Here is a 17,525-nt window from a genome sequence, read left to right as displayed (position 1 = left end):
CTTCTTCTTCTCCGTGCGGTCTCTCTCCTTTCTGCAGCGCCTGAATTTTCGGCAACCGGCGCCTCCCGTCTCTGCGAGCGGCATCCAGGAGAGACGCCTGCGGTGCGGCGTCAAAAAAAAGATGGGTTAGTTCTTCCTTCTCGCCCAGAGGAGGAAGGCCAGCGGAGCGAGGAAGGGCGCGTAGACGAGCGGTGCCGCCGGTGCCGTCGTCGGCACGGCGGTCGTCTCCGGCGTCGCCTCTTCGGTCACGTTCCCGGTCTCGGTGACGGTGACGTTCGGCTCCTCCGTGACCGTGGGGACCGGCTCTTCGGTCGGGGTCGCGTTCACCGGCGCCGCGACGATGGCGAAGGTGGAGAAGCCGGGCGTGGTTGCCCGGAACCGGTAGTTCCCGTTGCCCTCGCCGATGACCTCGGTCTCCAGGCTCTGCCATTCGCCGTTGACGCAGCGCATGAGCACGACGTCCTCAGGGGCCATGCCGTGCGCCTCAAGCCACGCGGCCGGGATGGTGAAGGCCACGGTCGCGCTGCTGACGTCCTGCGGGTTTGCCCAGTTGAGGGTGATCTCGACGTACTCGAAGATCTCGCCGGCAGGAGGCTGCGCCCCGGAGGGTGAGCCTGCACCCTTCACGGTCAGCATCAGCCTCGGGATGGTGCCGGACGCCGTGACGGAGACGCTGTCTACCGACGAGGTGGCGATGCCCGAGAACGTGAACGTCTCGCCGTTCCTCAGGTTCTCGCACGTCCCCGCATCGAAGGTGGGCCTGCTGCTGCCGCCGCTGCCTCTCGACGAGCCCGAAGAGCCGCCCGGCGTGGAGCCTCCGGCGACGGTGACCGCCACCGTCCTCTCCACGCTGCCTATCGAGGCTTTCACGGTTGCGGTGCCCTCTGCAACGGCCGTGAAGAGGCCGTTCCGGTCGATCGTGCCGACCTGCGGGTTGGAGCACGACCATGCGACCCTGACCCAGTCCATCTCGTCGTCGCACTGGTCAAAGACCGTGGCGATGAACGCCCGGCTCTCCCCCGGCTTGAGCGTGGCCGAGGCCGGTGCGACCTCGATGCAGGCCGGGACGGAGAAGGAAGGCTCGACGGTCACGCAGGCGATGCCCGAGATCCCGCCGGCCGAGGCGGTGACGGTGGCGGTCCCTGCCGCGAGGGCGGTAAAGACTCCGTCCGCACCGATCGTGCCGACATTCTCGTCGTCGCACGACCAGGCAATCCCGGGGTCTGCGACGACGTTGCCGTCCGGATCGAAGACCGTGGCGGTGAGCGCCACGCTGTTGCCGGCGGCGATGGTGAGGTCGGAGGGGCTGACCACGATCCGGCCGGGCGCCGGGAGCACCGGCCGCACGGTCACGGTCGCGGTTCCGGTCTCGCCGGTCTCTTCGACCAGGGCGGTGACGGTCGCGGTCCCCTCACCGGCGGCGGTGAAGAACCCGGCCGTGTTGATCGTGCCGACGGCCGGATCGTTGCACGACCAGATCACTTCAGCGACGGGCATCTCGTTGCCCTCCGGGTCATACAGGGTCGCGATGAACTGCCGCGAAGCCCCGGCATCAAGGGCGATCGCCGCAGGGGAGACCACAAGCCCGGGAGCGAGGCTGACGACCGTTACGGCCGCGGTCCCGGTGACGCCGTCTGCCGAGGCGGTGACGGTCGCGGTGCCCGCGGCGAGCGCGACGAAGGTTCCGTCGGCACCGATCATGCCGACATCTGCGTCGCTGCAGGCCCAGATTACTCCGACGTCCGGCATAACACGGCCGCTCTGGTCGTAGCCGGTGGCGACGAAGCGTTCGGTCTCGCCGGCGGCGAGGGTGATCGCCGACGGTGCGATGCTGATCGAGGCAAGGGCCGGGGCATCGTCGCGGACCGTTACGGCCGCGGTCCCGGTGACGCCGTCGACCGAGGCGGTGACGGCCGTGGTGCCCGCGGCGAGCGCGGTGAAGATTCCGTCCGCGCCGACCGTGCCGACGGCCTCGTCGCTGCTCGCCCAGAGGACCTCAGCGTCCGGGACGATCCTGCCGGCCCGGTCAAAGACGATCGCCTCGAACTGCCGGGCATCGGCGATGCCCAGGGTGACTGCGGACGGGGAGACGGCGACCAATCCGATCGGCTGTTCGTCGGCGGCGACGGAGACCGTTGCCGTTCCGGCGACGCCGCCCGCCGAGGCGGTGACGGTCGCGGTGCCCGCGGCGAGTGCGGTGAAGATTCCGTCCGTGCTGATCGTGCCGACGGTCCCGTTGCTGCTCGTCCAGGTGACTGCGGGTCCCGGCAGTTCGTTGCCGAACTGGTCGAGGACGGTCGCGATGAACTGCTGGTGGTCGTTCACGGCAAGCGTGGCCGCGGCGGGTGCGACGGTGATGCTCGCGGCGACCGGCGCTTCGGCGGCGACGGTCACGGTCGCGGTCCCGGTGACGCCGCCCGCCGAGGCGGTGACGGTCGTCGTGCCCACGGCACGTGCGGTGAAGGTGCCGGCGGCATCGATGGTCCCGACGGTCTCGTTACCGCTCGCCCAGGTGATGGGAACCCCGCTCATGGCGGTGCCGAACTGGTCGAGGGCGGTTGCGGTGAAGGCCAGCGTCTCGCCGGTCTCGACGGTGGCCGTGGCCGGTGCGACCTCAATCCCGGTCAGGACCGGGGACGCCGGGGCGATGACCGTGACGGCTGCCGTTGCAGAGAGTCCGCCTGCCGTTGCGGTGAGATCGGCCGTGCCTTCGGCGAGGGCGGTGAACGTGCCGCTCTCATTGACCGTGCCGACGGTCGTGTTGCTGCTCGCCCAGGCGACCGGGACGCCGGTCATGAGGTTGCCGGACTGGTCGTAGCAGGCGACGGCGAACTCTCGTGTCGTGCCGACCGCGACGGTGGCCGTGGACGGCGCGATCTCGACGGTCGTGAGGATCTGCTCGGGGGCGTCGACGATGACGGTCGCCTGTGCGGAGACCCCGGCCGTCGATGCGGTGATGGTCGCGATGCCTGCGGCGGAAGCGAGGAAGTAGCCGCCGGGGTCGATGAACCCGACCGTGGCGTTGCTGCAGGCCCAGGTGACCTTCAGGTCGGGCATGGCGTTGTCGTCCTGGTCGTAACAGGTCGCGTTGAACTTGAACTCCTCGCCGATCTCCATGACGGTCGTGGAGGGCTCAACCTCGATCCTGGTGACGATCTGTACGGGCTCGTCGGCGACGTAGGTGTAGATGCAGATGTTCGCGAAGTCGCCCCGGTTCTTCTGCCAGACGATCGTGTTGCCGCTGACGGCCGGGTAGATCTGCTCGCCGCCGGCGGTGGGCACCGACATCTCCTCGCCGCCGGGGAGGTCTGCGAGGTCATACATGTAGATGCTCCACTGCCCATCGCGCTTGTCCTCCCAGGCGATGATGCTCCCGCTGAGTGCCGGCGAGACCTGTTCGGCGCTCAGCGTCGTCAGCTGGCGCTCGCTCCCGGTGCTGAGGTCCTTGAGGTAGATCGCGGACTGCCATGCCGCTCCCCACCGGTAGTCCTCCCAGGCGATGAGGTCCCCGGCTATCGAGGGCCACGACTGGGGCATGCTGCTTGACGAGACCGTCCGCTTTGTTCCCGTGGCGATCTCGTAGAGCCGGAGCCCCGAGCCCACCTCTTCCCAGGAGACGTAATCGTCCGAGAGCGCGGGCTTGAACTTGGTCGTGTCGGTGCCGAGTTCAGGGTTGCAGCCGATCATGCCCTTCTCTTTCTTGGCGCTGATGTCGTAGAGGCAGATGTCGGTGCTTCCTCCGCGGTTGTCGTACCAGACGACGTAGTTTCCGTGGATGACCGGCAGCCACTGGTCGGCCGGACTATCGGTGAGCTGGAGGGTCTCGTCCTTCGAGAACGAGTAGAGGTAGATGTCCCAGTTCCCGTTCCGGTTCTCCTGCCAGACGACGTAGTCGCCCGAGATGGACGGCCGCTCCTGCGGTACGTTGTCGTTCGTGATCGGGCGCAAGCCGGTGCCCGATGTGCTCATACAGTAGATGTCTTTTGGTCCATTGAGCAGACTGCGCTCAAAGACGACCATATCGCCGTCGATGCTCGGATGCTCCTGCCCGCCGGGAAGGACGTATTCCCGCGGCGTTCCCGGAGCGGTACCTACCGCGAGGGCCGGCGGTATCAGCAGTCCGAGGACGATGACTGCGCACAGGAGTGCCAGGTGTGTGTGTTTTGTCATTCGTTTCCCCCTTGAATGAATCGCAGTTCGCCTGCAGGACCGCGGTACATACCTCACGGTAAGCACAAACGGGCTGGCTAAAGCAGTCACTCGCCGGAGCGCCCGACAGGCGAACTGCGAATTGCGATTAAGGCCCGGTCATAGGGTAGCCGGTGAATGCGTGAATGGCGGTATAAATATATATCCTTTACGGTGATTTATTCTCAAAATTTTATAATAAAAACAGGACGGTCCGGTATGCCCGTCAGGCTGCAGGGGGATCGTGGGAGGCTCTCCACGGGTCGCCGCCTGCCGGGGAACGGGGGGGCAGCGGCTGCGGCTATTCGTCAAAAGATGGATCCGGCTGGCGATTTTTCCATCAGTCCCCTGCGTGAGGAGCCGATCAGCGCATCGCGGCCAGGTCCCTCCGGATCCTCCGCCGGAGCACCCGCTCCACGATCCTCCCTATGACGTCATAGAGCGGGTTGACCGGGGCGTCCGTGTAGTAGCGGGCGCCCGCATCGAGCCAGCCCTGCTCCTTCCAGTAGGCGTGGTCGGTCGGGGCGGAGTCGGCGAGCTCGTCAAACGACGCCCGCTGGGCGTGGAAGATGATGACGCTCCGGAGCCCGGGCCGCCGCTCCCGTCCCTCCGCCAGGGCACGGTAGAACTCCCGTGCAGCATCGTCGAGTATTTGGTCGTTTGCCCGCGCCTGTCCGGGCGTGATATTGGGATTCGTGACGATGCCGGCGCTGGAGGCGACGTCAAAGCCCCATATGCTCGCGACGGAGTCGAGATAATCGACGACGTCCTTCTCGCCCACTGCACCGGAGGTGACGAGGAGGAGGGCTTTTTTGTCGAAGAACCGGGGGCGGTGGAAGACATAGGAGAACCGGTCGATGAAGGTCTTCATGAGGGCGGTGACGGCGAGGCCGTAGACCGGGGATGCGAAGATCACCCCGTCGGCGTCGTGCAGTTTCTGCCCGACGGCGGGGGCGTCGTCACGGACGGGGCAGCGCTCTTCGCCCCACTCGAAGCACGCCATGCAGCCCCGGCAGGGTTCGAGCCCGACGTCCCTGAGCATGAGGTATTCGAACTCGACGTCGCCGAGGGACCGCATCGTCTCCTCGATCCTCTGCGCCGCCCGGTAGGTGTTGCCCTTCCGGGGACTCCCCATGATGACCAGGACCTTCATATCTCCTCCGTCTCCCTCCGGGCCGGTCCCGCTGTTTGCGGTGGCACGGGCGGGGATGCTGCCGTGTGGCGCGGGATGTGATAAGGGTTGCCGGGGCGGACGGTTCCGGGTTGCGTAAGCGCCTCTGGCGAGAAAGATCCGGGATGAGGCGATGCCTGAACGTCCGGCGCCATCTGTCCGGACGCTGCTGTATCATACCTAATCACTGAATTATGATACACTAACTCGTCTACCGTAACAGTCCTCCCTGTTACAGTGATACTCCGCCAGCAGTTCCAGCGCCCCGACGTTCAGGGCGGCAGCTCCCTCTGTAAGGCGCTTTAACCTTCGCTGGACTTTGTATCTCACTCAATCCCCAGGTCCCGCTTCAGTGCCTCGTGCGTTACAAACTCGCCCCGCCGGATATCGTCGAGCGACGCCTGGATATCGGCGATCGTCTCCAGGCTCAGGGGTTCGCAGTCCTCGGCCTGCTCCAGCAGCCGGCACACTCTGGAACGGTAAGGTTCTCGGGGATAGCGACGAAGGCGGTTCAGCCTGTCCCGGTCGGACGCGAAGATCTCGATTGTGGTCGTCTCCTCGGGCATACCGGGTAGTATGCCGCCGCGAGGCATGAACCTGGTGCTCCGGGAGGCCCGGCCCCCGTTTCCGCGAAGAACATTTCCCGCGGTTATACCCGCATCGGAAGGATACCCGCGTCCCGGTACAATATAGACAGCCTTATCATGGGGCGCCGGGGATAGTCCTCTTTCATATGGTGCGTGCGGATACGGACGCCGGGGTCTCGGAGGTGGTGAGCACGGTCCTGATGGTGGCGCTCGTGGTCATCTTCGCCGCGGTTGCGGCATCGATGATCTACGGGATACAGATGCCGGAGGAGCCCAAGACCGTCGCGGTGACGGCGGCCCGGTCGGGGGAGACGGTCACGTTCATGGTCCACGGCGGGATGAACATGGACCGGGTATCGGAGATCCGGTGCTGGATCGGCGGGGTCGGGGGGACGAACGAGAACTTTACGCTGGACTGCCGGGCGGGGGCGGCCGAGAGTCGCAACATCACGGATGCGACACGGGTCGTTGTCGTCGGGACGTCTGTTAATAACGAGTCGTGGATACTGTTCGATAAGACGCTTTAGGTGGTGGGGGTTATCTAGCTTGATCCTGGTGCCAGATGGCCGACCCGGGCTTCCTACGGGGCCTGCAACTCGCACCTGCGTAGCTCCGTTCGCTCCACTCTCACGCTGCATGAGGGGCGCCAGATGCCTGCATCCCTCGCACCCTCGCGTGAATGGACAGGGGCAAGGGGGCCATGGGATGCCCTGGAGCAGGGGGCGAGCGATTAACGAGCGATTGCCGTTATGAGGGTTGGGGGCTGCTCCGGGAAACGCGGAGCCAGGGTTGAATCCTCCGCACCCGATCACTCTTTCCGGTACGGGTTGGTGACCGTGATCCCGGGGATGCGCAGGAGATGGGCATCTTCCGTGATGATCGTATCGATGCCGGACTCGATCATGGTTGCGGCAAGAAGTGCGTCCCAGAAGTGGACGTGATGGCTGTCCCGGATCTGGTGGGCAGCAAGGATGGTCCTGCTGCCGTAGCCGACGACGTTCCAGCCCTCAAAATCCTGGATGTTCCGGACGAACCGGGTCACATCCTCGACCGGCATCGGGTTTTCGACCTTCTCGGTCACGACCACCGAGAACTCCGCGAGGTTCTGCACCGAGACCGAGTAGCGCTTCTCGGACTTCCAGCACGCTGCAACAAGGTCCCTTGAGATCTGCCGTTTTTCGGGGGCATCCGCGTCGAAGAGGTAGACGAGGACGTTTGTGTCAATCAGCGGCGGGTTGCCGGTCATACAGGTCCTTCCTTGACGTATACTTCTTTGCCCCGAAGTGGTACGCCTTCCCGGTCAGCTCGAGGGCGTCCTGCGCAATCTCCTCCTGTGTCTTTGTTTTGATCCAGATCTTCATCGCCTCGGTCGCCGCTTCACCAAGGGCTCCCTTCCGCTTCCCGAGGATCTTTTCGACCAGTCCCCGGAACTCCTGCTCCGTCCGGTCGTCGATGCTCAGGGTTATCGTGCCCATGTCCGTAAGTATATTTTATAAATATTTAAATATTTCAAATATGTAAATTCAACCGCCACGACCGGCAGCCGACGGGGGGAGGGGGGCAGGTCGGGGCTGTCTGACTCTCCCGGTACGAGGGAAGATCCTGCATGATGTCCCGGGACCCCGGCCTTCAGAACGGGAAGATCGCGTACTGGATGTACCAGACATACTGCACCATCGGTATCCAGAAGTGGTAGCCCTCCCAGCAGCTCGTGGCGAACCGGAAGTCGACGACGAGCTCCCAAGCGAGGGGAAAGAGCATCAGCACCGGGACCGCATAGGCGAAGAGGCGGGGGGAGGCGCGGCGGGCGAGCACGGCAATGTAGAGCACCGCGGCCCCGGCGAGGAAGATATAGGTGAGGGTCGTGACGAACGTGACCTGCCCGCCGAAGTCTCGGCCGGCGATGACCTGGAGGACGACGAAGATGAGCGGGAGGTCGATGACCGCGAGCCAGAAGAGCGTCCGGAGCGCCTCCCGCACCCCGTCTCCGTCGAGGCCGGCGTGCTTCAGGGCGTAGACCCCGATGACGAGCATGGGGAGGTAGGCCGGGGAGAGATAGCGCATATCCGGGATGAACCCGGGGTCTGCCGACATGCCGGGGATCTGCCTGATGTAGGTAAGCACCACCAGGACGGCGGCGAGGGCGAAGAAGGCGAGGAGCCGTGCGTCCCGTGAGTCTATCCCGAGCGGCCTGCGGCGGATGAGTGCGTATCCGATTACCCCGGCGAGGAGGAGGGCGAAGAACGAGAGCGGGGAGACCTGGAAGAAGGCGGCGGCTCCGGCCCGGGCGGGCTCGAAGAAGGCACCGTAGAGGCCGGAGAGGAAGCTGTCAGGCCGGAGGGCATAGTGCCCGGTCACGGTGCCGAGGAGGCCCTGCGATCCGGACGGGAGCACGTCCCCTCCGGCGGAGGCGTACCCGCGACCCGGGCGTGGGAGATCGTGGAGGCAGGTTGTAAAGGGAGGGGGGTTTCTATTGGCATCGATATGATGACTATTCTGGAGTGCCACGCGGCCGATTACATGCCCGTTACATACCTTGAATGGCGATATGCAAGGGGGTATGGCGATATAGTGTTCGGTCCAGAGTTTTCTAAAGAGGGGAGACCCGGCTCTGCGAGCCGTGATGTACATGCCGGGGTCGTTGTGGATTACATACCCGTTACATATCGAAACTCAACTTTCCCTGACGCATTCTCGAAAAATCTTCCGAAATGGGGTTTTTCGGGATTGGGGGCAGAACGATCCATACCTGTGGATTACATACCTCATGCCCAGTACGGGACATATCTTCTGGTTCTGTTGGATCGAATTTCCGGATCCTGCAGTCGGATCAGACCCGTTCGTCCACAAAATAGATTTGGCACTTCATCAGATCCGCAGGTCTTCACGCATTGCATATCTCCGGACCAGGTCCGGGTTGTGAATCCAGCAGATCTTTCCCTGTGAGTCGCTCGCTATCTGGCCTGACTCATCGAGATACTTGATGATCGTCTTGAACGTCTGGCACATCATTCTCTTCAGCAGGTTCTCCCATAAGGCCCGCCGCTTGTATTTGCCACTGTGCTCCCGAATGAACCCCTCGGACCATCCGGATCGTGTCGCGCTGGGGCTGTGTTTGCCGTGGTTACACGCTGGCATGAGTGGCTATTTAGTTATATAAGTGAATGCAGCTATGAGATCCGGGCGGTCGGGAAAATGACACAGTGCAATATGCTCGGTGAGGGGGTGAGCGCGTCATAGGTTTGTCTGGGGAAGAGGAGATAGTTAAAAGGCAGCCGTGCACGGGCAGAACGTGCAGGGGATGCGGAGGCCACAACTCCGGGTTCCCGGCGGAAGGTTGGGCAAGAAGTTACTCAGCCTGCCCTCTGCGGTTATTGGGACCTAAAAAAGATAGGTCCAGAGTGGGGTCAGAACGACTTTGTCGATCCCGTGTGGGTCTTTCCGTCAAAGACATACTCACACTTGATAGTTCCCTTATAGTCGTAATATCTCTTGAGTTGTACATGCCCCACATAATGCTTCCGATCTCCGGGTTTGAGTGCACCAATGACGACGGTTTTGGACGCCTTCAGATCCTTCATACTCGAGTCCTTCGGCGTCATCTCAATGATCACCTTAAATTCGTATGCCGCTTCATCTCCTCGGTTCTCCACCTCGCCGCTCACCTCGATGAGCGTGCCCTGCTGGATTATCTTCGTGCTGTCGATGCTCACATAGATATCAGGCTTCCCCCTCTGGAGAGATTGCTTAATAGTCAACGCCTTATCTGTGATCACCGTGATGTTGGAATTACTCTCCCTATATCCGAGCATCTTCACACGGAGCGTGTGCTTTCCTGCAGGAACATTCGTTAGCGTAAGGGGGGCGACGCCCTTGTGCTCGCCGTCAAGGTAGACATCCGCACCCCAGGGATCAGATGAGATCATAACGCTCCCGTATCCAGGAGTGGGCGTCGGTGTCGGTGTATTCTTTCCTGAAAAGGTTATGCCCGGCTGGCTTGCGGTATTAGTGCATCCGGCTGAAAGTAGTGCGAAGATTAACAGACAAATGAGAAGGGTTTTGTATCGCATAAACACCATACTGGCGCTCCTGCAGTTTAAAGGTTATTATTCCTTCTCTTGGATGAACCTCCCACTCTGTCTTTTTGGAGAAAGGGGGAAGGACTTTAATTGTATCCTCGCAATCGCAGGTGGTAATCTGTAGGGGTACAATATGCAGGAAGTACTACACCGATCTTTATGGGCGGGTGTCATGCTGACAATAGTCATGAATTCTGTTACGCACCTAGGATGCGCATTAGCACTGCCACTACCCCGCCGACGACCCCGCCGGCCCCGGCGCTGACCGTCGAGAGCCGCCGCTCCTCGCCCACCTTCTCCGCCTGCCACCCCTCCAGCGCCCGGAGCCGCGCCTCGAACGCTTTGTCCTGCGCCTCCATTTTCTGGAGCGCCCGGCAGATCCACTTTACATCCCGGTTCGTCTCGTAGACAAGCTCTCGGGTGGTCTTTGCATCGATCATCCTGGTAACCCTCTCGGGGGACAGTAGAGCGTCCGAGAGAAAAAGCCTGACTGTAAGGGTTATATCGGTGAATCGAAGCCGAATTCACGCTTCCCGATAAAGTCAGACTGATATCCTCTCCCGCCCACCCTATAGTTGTCTGTCATATTCCCGGGAGCATGCAGGCATGGAGCAAAACCCATGGCAGACTTCGTGCAGAAGACCGTGAACAAGACGGCGGTGCGGGACCTCGCGGCCCCGATCGCCAGCGTAACGTCGTTTAACAACCTCGTCCAGTCCGTCATCGACGACAACCCCTTCGGGTGCGTCGGGTATACGGGCGCCGGCGGAGAGGCCGTGGCCCCGGTCGTCCGGAACCGCGAGCACTACACCGCGAAGGTGAACTTCGTCAACGAGACGACCGGCAAGCGGGTCGGGACCGTCTCCCTGCAGTCCCCGACGATCGCCGCCTTCAATGCGAACGCCGCCGCGGTGATGGGCAACGCGGCCCTGGCAACGGCGATGGGCGGAGAGGCCGAGCGGGACTTCGCCCGCGAGACCTACTACGCCCAGCTCAGGTGCCACGACCCGTCCGGTGACGACTACTACGTCACCTTCACCAGGAAGACCGTCCGGATCTCGTCCTACCAGGACGACACCATCCGGACCGCCGTCGAGACCTGGGCGGACGCGATTCCCGCGCTGGGATGAAGTGGGGGCTCATCCCCCTTCACTTTCAGTCCGCGCACGGCTCCTCGTTATCTACTACCTCTTCTCCAGTCTCCCCTATGGCACATTCCCCCCTTCTCCGCAACGACCAGACCCTCTTCAGAGATCCCGACGTCTTCGAGCTCACGTTCGTCCCCGACCACCTCCACCACCGTGACGCCGAGGTCAAAGAACTTGCCTTCCTCATCAGCCCGGCCCTCCGGGGCGGAAGCGCCCTCTCCGCCATCCTCCGCGGGCCGCCGGGGACCGGGAAGACCACCACCGTCCGCCGGATCTTCCGCGAGGTCGCCGAAGAGACGCAACAGGTCATCCCGGTCTACGTCAACTGCCGGCAGGACCGCACCCCGCTCGCCGTCTACGGGAGCATCTTCAAACAGGTCTGCGGCTCCCCGGCGCCGTTGGCCGGCCGATACCTCGACGATATCAAAGAGGGCATCGCCTCCCGGCTCCGGGACCGCAACGCCGCGCTCGTCGTCTGCCTCGACGACGCGGACGAACTCATCCCGGCCGGCACCTACAACCTCCTCCTCTACCAGCTCCTCCGGCTCTACGAGAAGTGGGACGTCCGGAAGGCCGGGGTCTTCGCGGTCACGAGCAACCTCGCCCTGAACCTCGGAGCCGAGGCGGACGCGAGCGTCTGGTCGGTCTTCCACCCGACCGAGATCACCTTCCTGCCCTACTCGAGGACCGAGATCCGCGAGATCCTGACCGACCGGGTCCGGCAGGGCCTCTACCCCCGGGTGCTGCCGAAGCCGCTCATCGACCGGATCGCCACTATCGCCGCCGGCGAGCAGGATGTCCGGGTCGGGATCGACCTCATTCGGGCAGCAGCCCTCCGGGCGGAGAAGGACGGCCGCCGCCGGGTCACCCACGCCGACGTCACCGCAGCAGCCCGGGCGGTCACGGCGCCGGCGCTCCGGGCCCGTGCTACGAGGCTCTCGGAGGCCGAACGGGTACTCGCCTGCTGGATCGCGGAGCGAGCCCGCGGCGGGGCCGATATGGCGTCGGGGGCGGTCTTTGAGGCGGCACAGGAGTACCTCCCGGTCGGGAAGACGACCTACCACGAGCACCTCAACGCCCTCACGAGGGCCGGGATCGTCGACCTGGTGCCCCGAACCGGCCGGGGGCGGGAAGTCCGGCTCCGGTACGATGCCGGGGACGTGGCCGCCGCCTGCAAATTCCCGGACTCAACCTGCAAAATCCCGAACTGAGCATAAGATCCGGAAACTCCCAGTTCTGCCCGGGATTAGAGATTCCTCTCTACTCCCCATCTTTTGAACTATTGCAATAAAGTAAGGCTTATATGGGGCTTGTTGTTTTTTCCGGGATGGTTGGCTCACTCTTTTAAGCAACAGTTCCCGATGATGCTGTATGCGCCGGAAAGAGTCCCGGTGCAGGGAGCTACAGGAAATGCAACAGCAACCAGGAGCAACCCCGGACAAACGGAGTCCGGGAGGAACCGAACAGAAAACCAGCGGCGGCAGCCCGGATACAAAGTGCCACCACGCGCTCCGCCAGGCCGCCACTGGTACATCTGCCCCGGAGGAGATAAACGTCTCCCCGGTCCCGCTCTTCCTCGTCCCGCGGGTGGTGGCGGACGAGATCCGGCGGCACGGCCGGGCGATCCGCGAGATCAACGTCCACCGGACCCGGAATCACCACTACACGATCACCGTCGGGAGGGGCCGGCCATGACCGAAGATGGAACCCTCTCTTACTGTGCCGGCGGAGTGCTCCGGATCACCGTCGAGGCCGAGCACTACCGGATCGAGGCAGAGGATCTGAAAAACCTCCTCTTCTACGGCCGGGTCAGTCCGATCATCGAGGATCGTCCGCAGGCGACAGCGGTTGCCATCGAGGGGCACGCGGCGATGAACGCGTCGGGCAAAGCGGTGATGCTCCATACCCGCGCCGGCTCCTACATCGTCCCGCTCGTCAGCTTCCAGCGGGTCGCCCGCGGGGAGGCCATCTCCGCCCCCCTCTTCCCGCTGATCCCGGAGGCGGTATGATAGACGATATCCGCCGGGCGATTGGGCTCCTCACCCTCGAAGGCGGTGTAGTCGAGGTCCGGGCGCTCGCCGACGGCGTGACCCACTCCGGCTACTTCGACGACCATGCCCTGCTCAGCGAGCAGATCGAGGCCCTCGACGCCGATCCCTCGGTCGCCGGGATCTACGTCACCTTAAACGACGTCAACCCGGCACTCCTCGCCCGGCGGGCAAACCGGATCAAGATGCGGCTCTCCCGGAAGGACGCGACGACCGCTGATGCCGACATCATCCGCCGGCGCTGGTTCCCGGTCGACATCGACCCGGTCCGGCCGAGCGGGGTCTCGTCGACGGATGAGGAGCACAATGCGGCGCTCAATGCAGCGGAGCGGATAGCGGCCTACCTCGCAGAGCAGGGGTTCCCCGCGTCCATCCGGGCCGACTCCGGGAACGGCGCCCACCTGTTGTACAGGATCGACCTCCCGAACGATGCAGAGGCAACCGCTCTCGTGAAAGGCTGCCTCGCAACTCTCGACGCCCTCTTCTCGAACGAGGCCGTCACCGTCGATACCGCGAACCACAACGCCGCCCGGATCTGGAAACTCTACGGGACCATGTCCCGGAAGGGCGACTCCACCCCGGAGCGGCCCCACCGCCGGGCGAGGATCCTCTCTCTCCCATCAGAGATCAGTGTGGTTCCCCCGGAACGGCTCCGGCACCTCGCCGGGCTCCTCCCACGGGAAGACCCGGCCGCATCGCGGCCGAAGGCCGGCATCGACCTCGCCGCCTGGCTCGCGGAGTATGGCATCGCCGTCCGGAGCACACGGCCCTGGCAGGGCGGCACCCTCTTCACCCTCGCGGAGTGCCCGTTCTCGTCAGCGCATAAGGACGGTGCGTTTGCCATCCAGTTCGTGAATGGCGCCATTTTCGCCGGCTGCCACCATGCCAGTTGCAGTGGAGGCGCCCAGCGCTGGCCGGAACTCCGGGGGATGTACGAGAAGAAGCGGCGCAAGCCAGAGGAGAAGACGCCGGGTAAGAAGGAGCAGGAGGAGAAGACAACCTCTCCCCCTCCCGCCGACGAGCACCGTGAACGGGCCTTAACAATCCTCCGCGATGGCGACCCCCTCGCGTTCCTCCTCGACACCTTCAACAAGAGCCACGTTGGCGACCGGACCGTCGCGGAGTGCCTCGCGATGTCCCTCGCCTCGCAGTCCGTGGAAAACACGAACGGCCTCCACGTCGCCGTCTCCGGCAACTCTGGGAAGGGAAAGACCCACGCCTGCACGACGATGCAGAACCTCATTCCGGCGGCCTACAAACTCAAGGGCACCGTCTCGGACAAGGCGCTCTACTACGACGACGACCTCCGGCCCGGCACCGTCCTCCTCTTCGACGACGTCTCGCTCTCCGACGACCTCCAGGAAGTCCTCAAATCCGCGACCGCAAACTTCCGGGAGCCGATCGAGCACCGGACCCTCACGACCGAGAGGAAGCTCCGGGTCTGCACCATCCCCGAGCGGTGCGTCTGGTGGCTCGCCAAGGTCGAGGACCTCGGCGGCGACCAGGTGATGAACCGGATGCTCACGGTCTGGATCGACGATACCGTCGAGCAGGACAAACGGGTCTTTGAACATATGAAGGAGGTGGAGGCGGCCGGCCGCGGCCCGGCAAAGGACGACGTTCTCACCTGCCGGGCGATCTGGGAGATCGTCAAAGAGGATATCCTCTCCGTCCGGATCCCGTTCGCCCGCAGGATCCAGTTCTCCACGATGCAGAACCGCAGGAACCCGGGCATGCTCTTTGACCTGATCAAGTGCCGGGCCCGGCTCTTCTTTCTCCAGCGCGACCGCGACGACGACGGAGCGGTGATCGCCCGGCCGGAGGACTTCGCGGCGGCAGCGACCCTTTACTCCGCCATCAACGGCGAAGCAGGGGGCCAGGAGACCAAACTGACGAAAAACGAGGCGGCGGCGCTCGCGACGGTCGCACAGATGGGGATCGAGGTCTTCACCGTCCGCCAGCTCCAGAGCGCACTCGGCCTTCCTTACCAGAGGACCTACCGGCTCCTCCACGGTTACACCAACAACCGGGCCACGTATGCCGGCCTGCTGGAGAAATGCCCGGCGGTGAGTTACATCGACGCAACGGTGACCGGGGAGATGATCGGGGTCGGGGAGACCGTCCGGCGGCGGGAGCACTACTTCTCATTCGACCGGGAGGTCTACCGTACCTGGAGTAACAGTACCACGGTCTGGCTGGATGACGGCCCGGACGATCGGGACGGTGGTCCTCATGGTTTCACCTTTTCACCCGGTTTACACCAGAAATCCGGGGAAAGTGTAAACGAAGATCCCGTCCATGATGGTGGGGATTGCTCTATTGGAGAGATATGTACAGAGATCTGTATAGATCAGAGTGGTAATTTACACCGGTTGCCGGGAACGGAGAGCCTGCCTGCAGGAGCGGGTGACGCGACTTCTGGTGTCCATGAAATCCACAGTGGTGAAAACATCCCGGATATTCCGGGGCAAATCCTGCCGATCAGAGAACCGGCTCCATATGGTGGATTTTCGCGGTGTAAGTCCGGGTGTAAAGGTGTGAAAACGAGTGTAAATGTGCAACCATCCGCCCTGGTCAACCCCGCCGACTATATCGCCCTCCCGGTGCCAAAGGACGAGCCCTGCCACGTCTGCGGCCGCCGGCCGACGTCGTCGGTAAGACGGGGCGGTGGAGGGACCTACCTCTGCTATGACTGCCTGAAGAGGGCAAAGTGGCCAGCGAAGGCGCAGCCGCTCCCCGGAGTCCTCGATCACCGGACGTTTACTCGGACGAAGGTTGAGATCGGCCGGTGCGACATTTGCGGGGAGAAGAAGGCGGTCTACCGTTCGCAGGAGGCCCACACGAGGATCTGCGAGGGGTGCTATGCAAGAATGGTCCGGGAATGGAACGGGCGGGAGGGGGTGAGGTGATGCTCTTTCTCGCTGTTTGCTATCCCCTGACCTGCTTTCAGGATAATTCCCATATCAATATGAGACAAAAGGTGCAGCGGTAAATTCAACTATCTGTCCGGAAAATTCTATCGTGTCCGGCGTGTGAAGCGCAAGGGTCAGCGTTCCGTGATAGGGAGTCCAGAACTCGGCATAGACCTCAGTGTTTGCGGGTATAGGCTGACGAACGGGCAGGATCAGTTCCACGACCTCACCCGGTTCGAGCGCATCGTCGCCGTCTCCGCTTTGCCGTCTGGCAATGGAGTAATCCCCAGGCTTAAGGATGTAGATGTCACGACCGTCTGTATAGGTGATGAAGATTGTTGTGATGTTGATCTCTCCATCCTGTTCCAGGGTGCTTGATGTCTTCGTATAGGGGATAACTGTCAAGTTGAGGGCGAATCCGGCGATTGCTGTTTCCGACCCATCCATCGGGGCTCCCTGGTAGTAAATTGGCGGCACAACCTCCAGTGGAGAGCAGGGGTAGGCATCCGCGACAGCCTGATCGTTACCCGGCGGCAGTTGTGAGGTGCAGCCGGCGGTCAGGAGAACCACAACGATCGAGATTACTACCAGAAATCCGCCGACGGCACGAATCTCCATATAGAAGGGTTGTGAGGTTCAACCAAAAGAACCTGATGCCGGGGCCGGTTTCAACGAAGCCAGGTTAGTTATGCCGTTTTGCCGTAACAAGTGCTATACGTTCAAATAATCGCCCGGCAATTCAGTAGATAGGAACGACCGGGAAACAGTCTTGTCTAACGGACGAACTAGAGGTGGCAATGGAGCCGCTTGCATTAGACGACAGAGCGTTCACTGGCCTAGAGGCAGCGATGGTCTTCATTGCCTTTATCGTCGTAGCCTCCGTCTTCGCGTACGTGGCGCTCGGTGCCGGCTTCTTCACGACCCAGAAGACGGAGCAGACTGTTTACTCAGCGGTAAAACAGGTCGGCGCCGTTGTCCAGATCGCCGAGCCGGTTATGGTGCAGGCAAGTACCGACGGTCGGCATATACGGTATATCATTGTCATGGTGAGGGGTCCCCAGGGCGGCGCTGACATCAATATGGAGCGGATTGTCGTCACCGTATCGACCGCTGATTCGATACAGACATACACGGGAGCGGCCCGGTGGCATCCGATAGGCGGCAGTGGAGGAGGCGGGAGACCGGTTTTCTGGCAGGTACAGATCCCGTTGTTCCAAGCGGATGACCCCACGCTTCCGGGGGATCTGCTCATCGCTCATAACCAGAGGTTTTTTGTTGAGGTGAAGCCCTCTGATGCGGTTTCATTCACAATGGAGCGCAGAGCGCCAGCGGGGATGAGTTCGGGTAGCTGGTATGATGTGTAGGAGAAGGTATCTACAAACGCACCTGTTA

17 protein-coding genes are annotated in these 17,525 nt (G+C 62.8%); 7 read left to right on the top strand and 10 right to left on the bottom strand.

All coding sequences use genetic code 11. The features are described from left to right. Positions 1-126: 126 nt before the first annotated feature. The 3 genes from F8E02_RS10710 to F8E02_RS10700 all read right to left on the bottom strand — a co-directional run bounded on the left by F8E02_RS10710 (position 127) and on the right by F8E02_RS10700 (position 5,925). Complete coding sequence (locus F8E02_RS10710) at positions 127-4,170, bottom strand: Ig-like domain-containing protein (protein ID WP_317065558.1); 4,044 nt, start codon at positions 4,168-4,170, stop codon at positions 127-129. 382 nt (positions 4,171-4,552) lie between these two features. Beyond that, the gene (locus F8E02_RS10705) at positions 4,553-5,341 is read right to left on the bottom strand and encodes a flavodoxin family protein (protein ID WP_317065557.1); all 789 of its coding nucleotides are present in this window, start codon (positions 5,339-5,341) and stop codon (positions 4,553-4,555) included. A 344-nt stretch (positions 5,342-5,685) separates the two neighbouring features. Continuing rightward, positions 5,686-5,925, bottom strand: a complete 240-nt coding sequence (locus tag F8E02_RS10700; RefSeq protein WP_317065556.1) for a hypothetical protein — start codon at positions 5,923-5,925, stop codon at positions 5,686-5,688. Positions 5,926-6,092: 167 nt separating this feature from the next. Here F8E02_RS10700 and F8E02_RS10695 point away from each other — a divergent pair, with 167 nt between their 5' ends. Then, the gene (locus F8E02_RS10695) at positions 6,093-6,473 is read left to right on the top strand and encodes a type IV pilin N-terminal domain-containing protein (protein WP_317065555.1); all 381 of its coding nucleotides are present in this window, start codon (positions 6,093-6,095) and stop codon (positions 6,471-6,473) included. 281 nt (positions 6,474-6,754) lie between these two features. On the opposite strand, the gene F8E02_RS10690 is transcribed toward F8E02_RS10695, so the two are convergent. From F8E02_RS10690 to F8E02_RS10665, 6 genes are all read right to left on the bottom strand, one after another. Next, complete coding sequence (locus F8E02_RS10690; RefSeq protein ID WP_317065554.1) at positions 6,755-7,192, bottom strand: PIN domain-containing protein; 438 nt, start codon at positions 7,190-7,192, stop codon at positions 6,755-6,757. After that, a complete protein-coding gene (locus tag F8E02_RS10685) occupies positions 7,167-7,421 on the bottom strand; it encodes a hypothetical protein (protein WP_317065553.1) in 255 nt (84 codons plus the stop codon). Before F8E02_RS10685 ends, F8E02_RS10690 begins: the two co-directional genes overlap by 26 nt. 154 nt (positions 7,422-7,575) lie before the next feature. Then, the gene (locus F8E02_RS10680) at positions 7,576-8,340 is read right to left on the bottom strand and encodes a hypothetical protein (protein WP_317065552.1); all 765 of its coding nucleotides are present in this window, start codon (positions 8,338-8,340) and stop codon (positions 7,576-7,578) included. A gap of 474 nt (positions 8,341-8,814) precedes the next feature. Next, positions 8,815-8,958, bottom strand: a complete 144-nt coding sequence (locus F8E02_RS10675) for a hypothetical protein (protein WP_317065550.1) — start codon at positions 8,956-8,958, stop codon at positions 8,815-8,817. Between the two features lie 395 nt (positions 8,959-9,353). Next, a complete protein-coding gene (locus tag F8E02_RS10670) occupies positions 9,354-10,016 on the bottom strand; it encodes a PEGA domain-containing protein (protein ID WP_317065549.1) in 663 nt (220 codons plus the stop codon). 206 nt (positions 10,017-10,222) lie between these two features. Continuing rightward, on the bottom strand, positions 10,223-10,465 hold the full coding sequence (locus tag F8E02_RS10665; RefSeq protein WP_317065547.1) for a hypothetical protein: 243 nt from the start codon (positions 10,463-10,465) through the stop codon (positions 10,223-10,225). A 180-nt stretch (positions 10,466-10,645) separates the two neighbouring features. On the opposite strand from F8E02_RS10665, the gene F8E02_RS10660 reads away from it, so the two are divergent. The 5 genes from F8E02_RS10660 (at position 10,646) to F8E02_RS10640 (ending at position 16,130) form a co-directional block, all read left to right on the top strand. Next, complete coding sequence (locus tag F8E02_RS10660; RefSeq protein ID WP_317065546.1) at positions 10,646-11,155, top strand: hypothetical protein; 510 nt, start codon at positions 10,646-10,648, stop codon at positions 11,153-11,155. A gap of 77 nt (positions 11,156-11,232) precedes the next feature. After that, entirely contained in the window at positions 11,233-12,384 is a 1,152-nt protein-coding gene (locus F8E02_RS10655) for an AAA family ATPase (protein WP_317065545.1), read from the top strand. A 199-nt stretch (positions 12,385-12,583) separates the two neighbouring features. Then, on the top strand, positions 12,584-12,868 hold the full coding sequence (locus F8E02_RS10650; RefSeq protein ID WP_317065544.1) for a hypothetical protein: 285 nt from the start codon (positions 12,584-12,586) through the stop codon (positions 12,866-12,868). Beyond that, on the top strand, positions 12,865-13,182 hold the full coding sequence (locus F8E02_RS10645) for a hypothetical protein (RefSeq protein ID WP_317065543.1): 318 nt from the start codon (positions 12,865-12,867) through the stop codon (positions 13,180-13,182). The genes F8E02_RS10650 and F8E02_RS10645 overlap by 4 nt, the downstream gene beginning before the upstream one ends. Continuing rightward, entirely contained in the window at positions 13,179-16,130 is a 2,952-nt protein-coding gene (locus F8E02_RS10640; protein WP_317065542.1) for a hypothetical protein, read from the top strand. Before F8E02_RS10645 ends, F8E02_RS10640 begins: the two co-directional genes overlap by 4 nt. 54 nt (positions 16,131-16,184) lie before the next feature. On the opposite strand, the gene F8E02_RS10635 is transcribed toward F8E02_RS10640, so the two are convergent. Next, complete coding sequence (locus F8E02_RS10635) at positions 16,185-16,751, bottom strand: hypothetical protein (protein WP_317065540.1); 567 nt, start codon at positions 16,749-16,751, stop codon at positions 16,185-16,187. 179 nt (positions 16,752-16,930) lie between these two features. Here F8E02_RS10635 and F8E02_RS10630 point away from each other — a divergent pair, with 179 nt between their 5' ends. After that, a complete protein-coding gene (locus F8E02_RS10630) occupies positions 16,931-17,497 on the top strand; it encodes an archaellin/type IV pilin N-terminal domain-containing protein (RefSeq protein ID WP_317065538.1) in 567 nt (188 codons plus the stop codon). The last annotated feature ends 28 nt before the right edge of the window (positions 17,498-17,525 follow it).

Source organism: Methanoculleus caldifontis (assembly GCF_032842345.1).
Lineage (GTDB): Archaea > Halobacteriota > Methanomicrobia > Methanomicrobiales > Methanoculleaceae > Methanoculleus > Methanoculleus caldifontis.
This window is presented reverse-complemented; position numbering and strand designations above follow the sequence as displayed.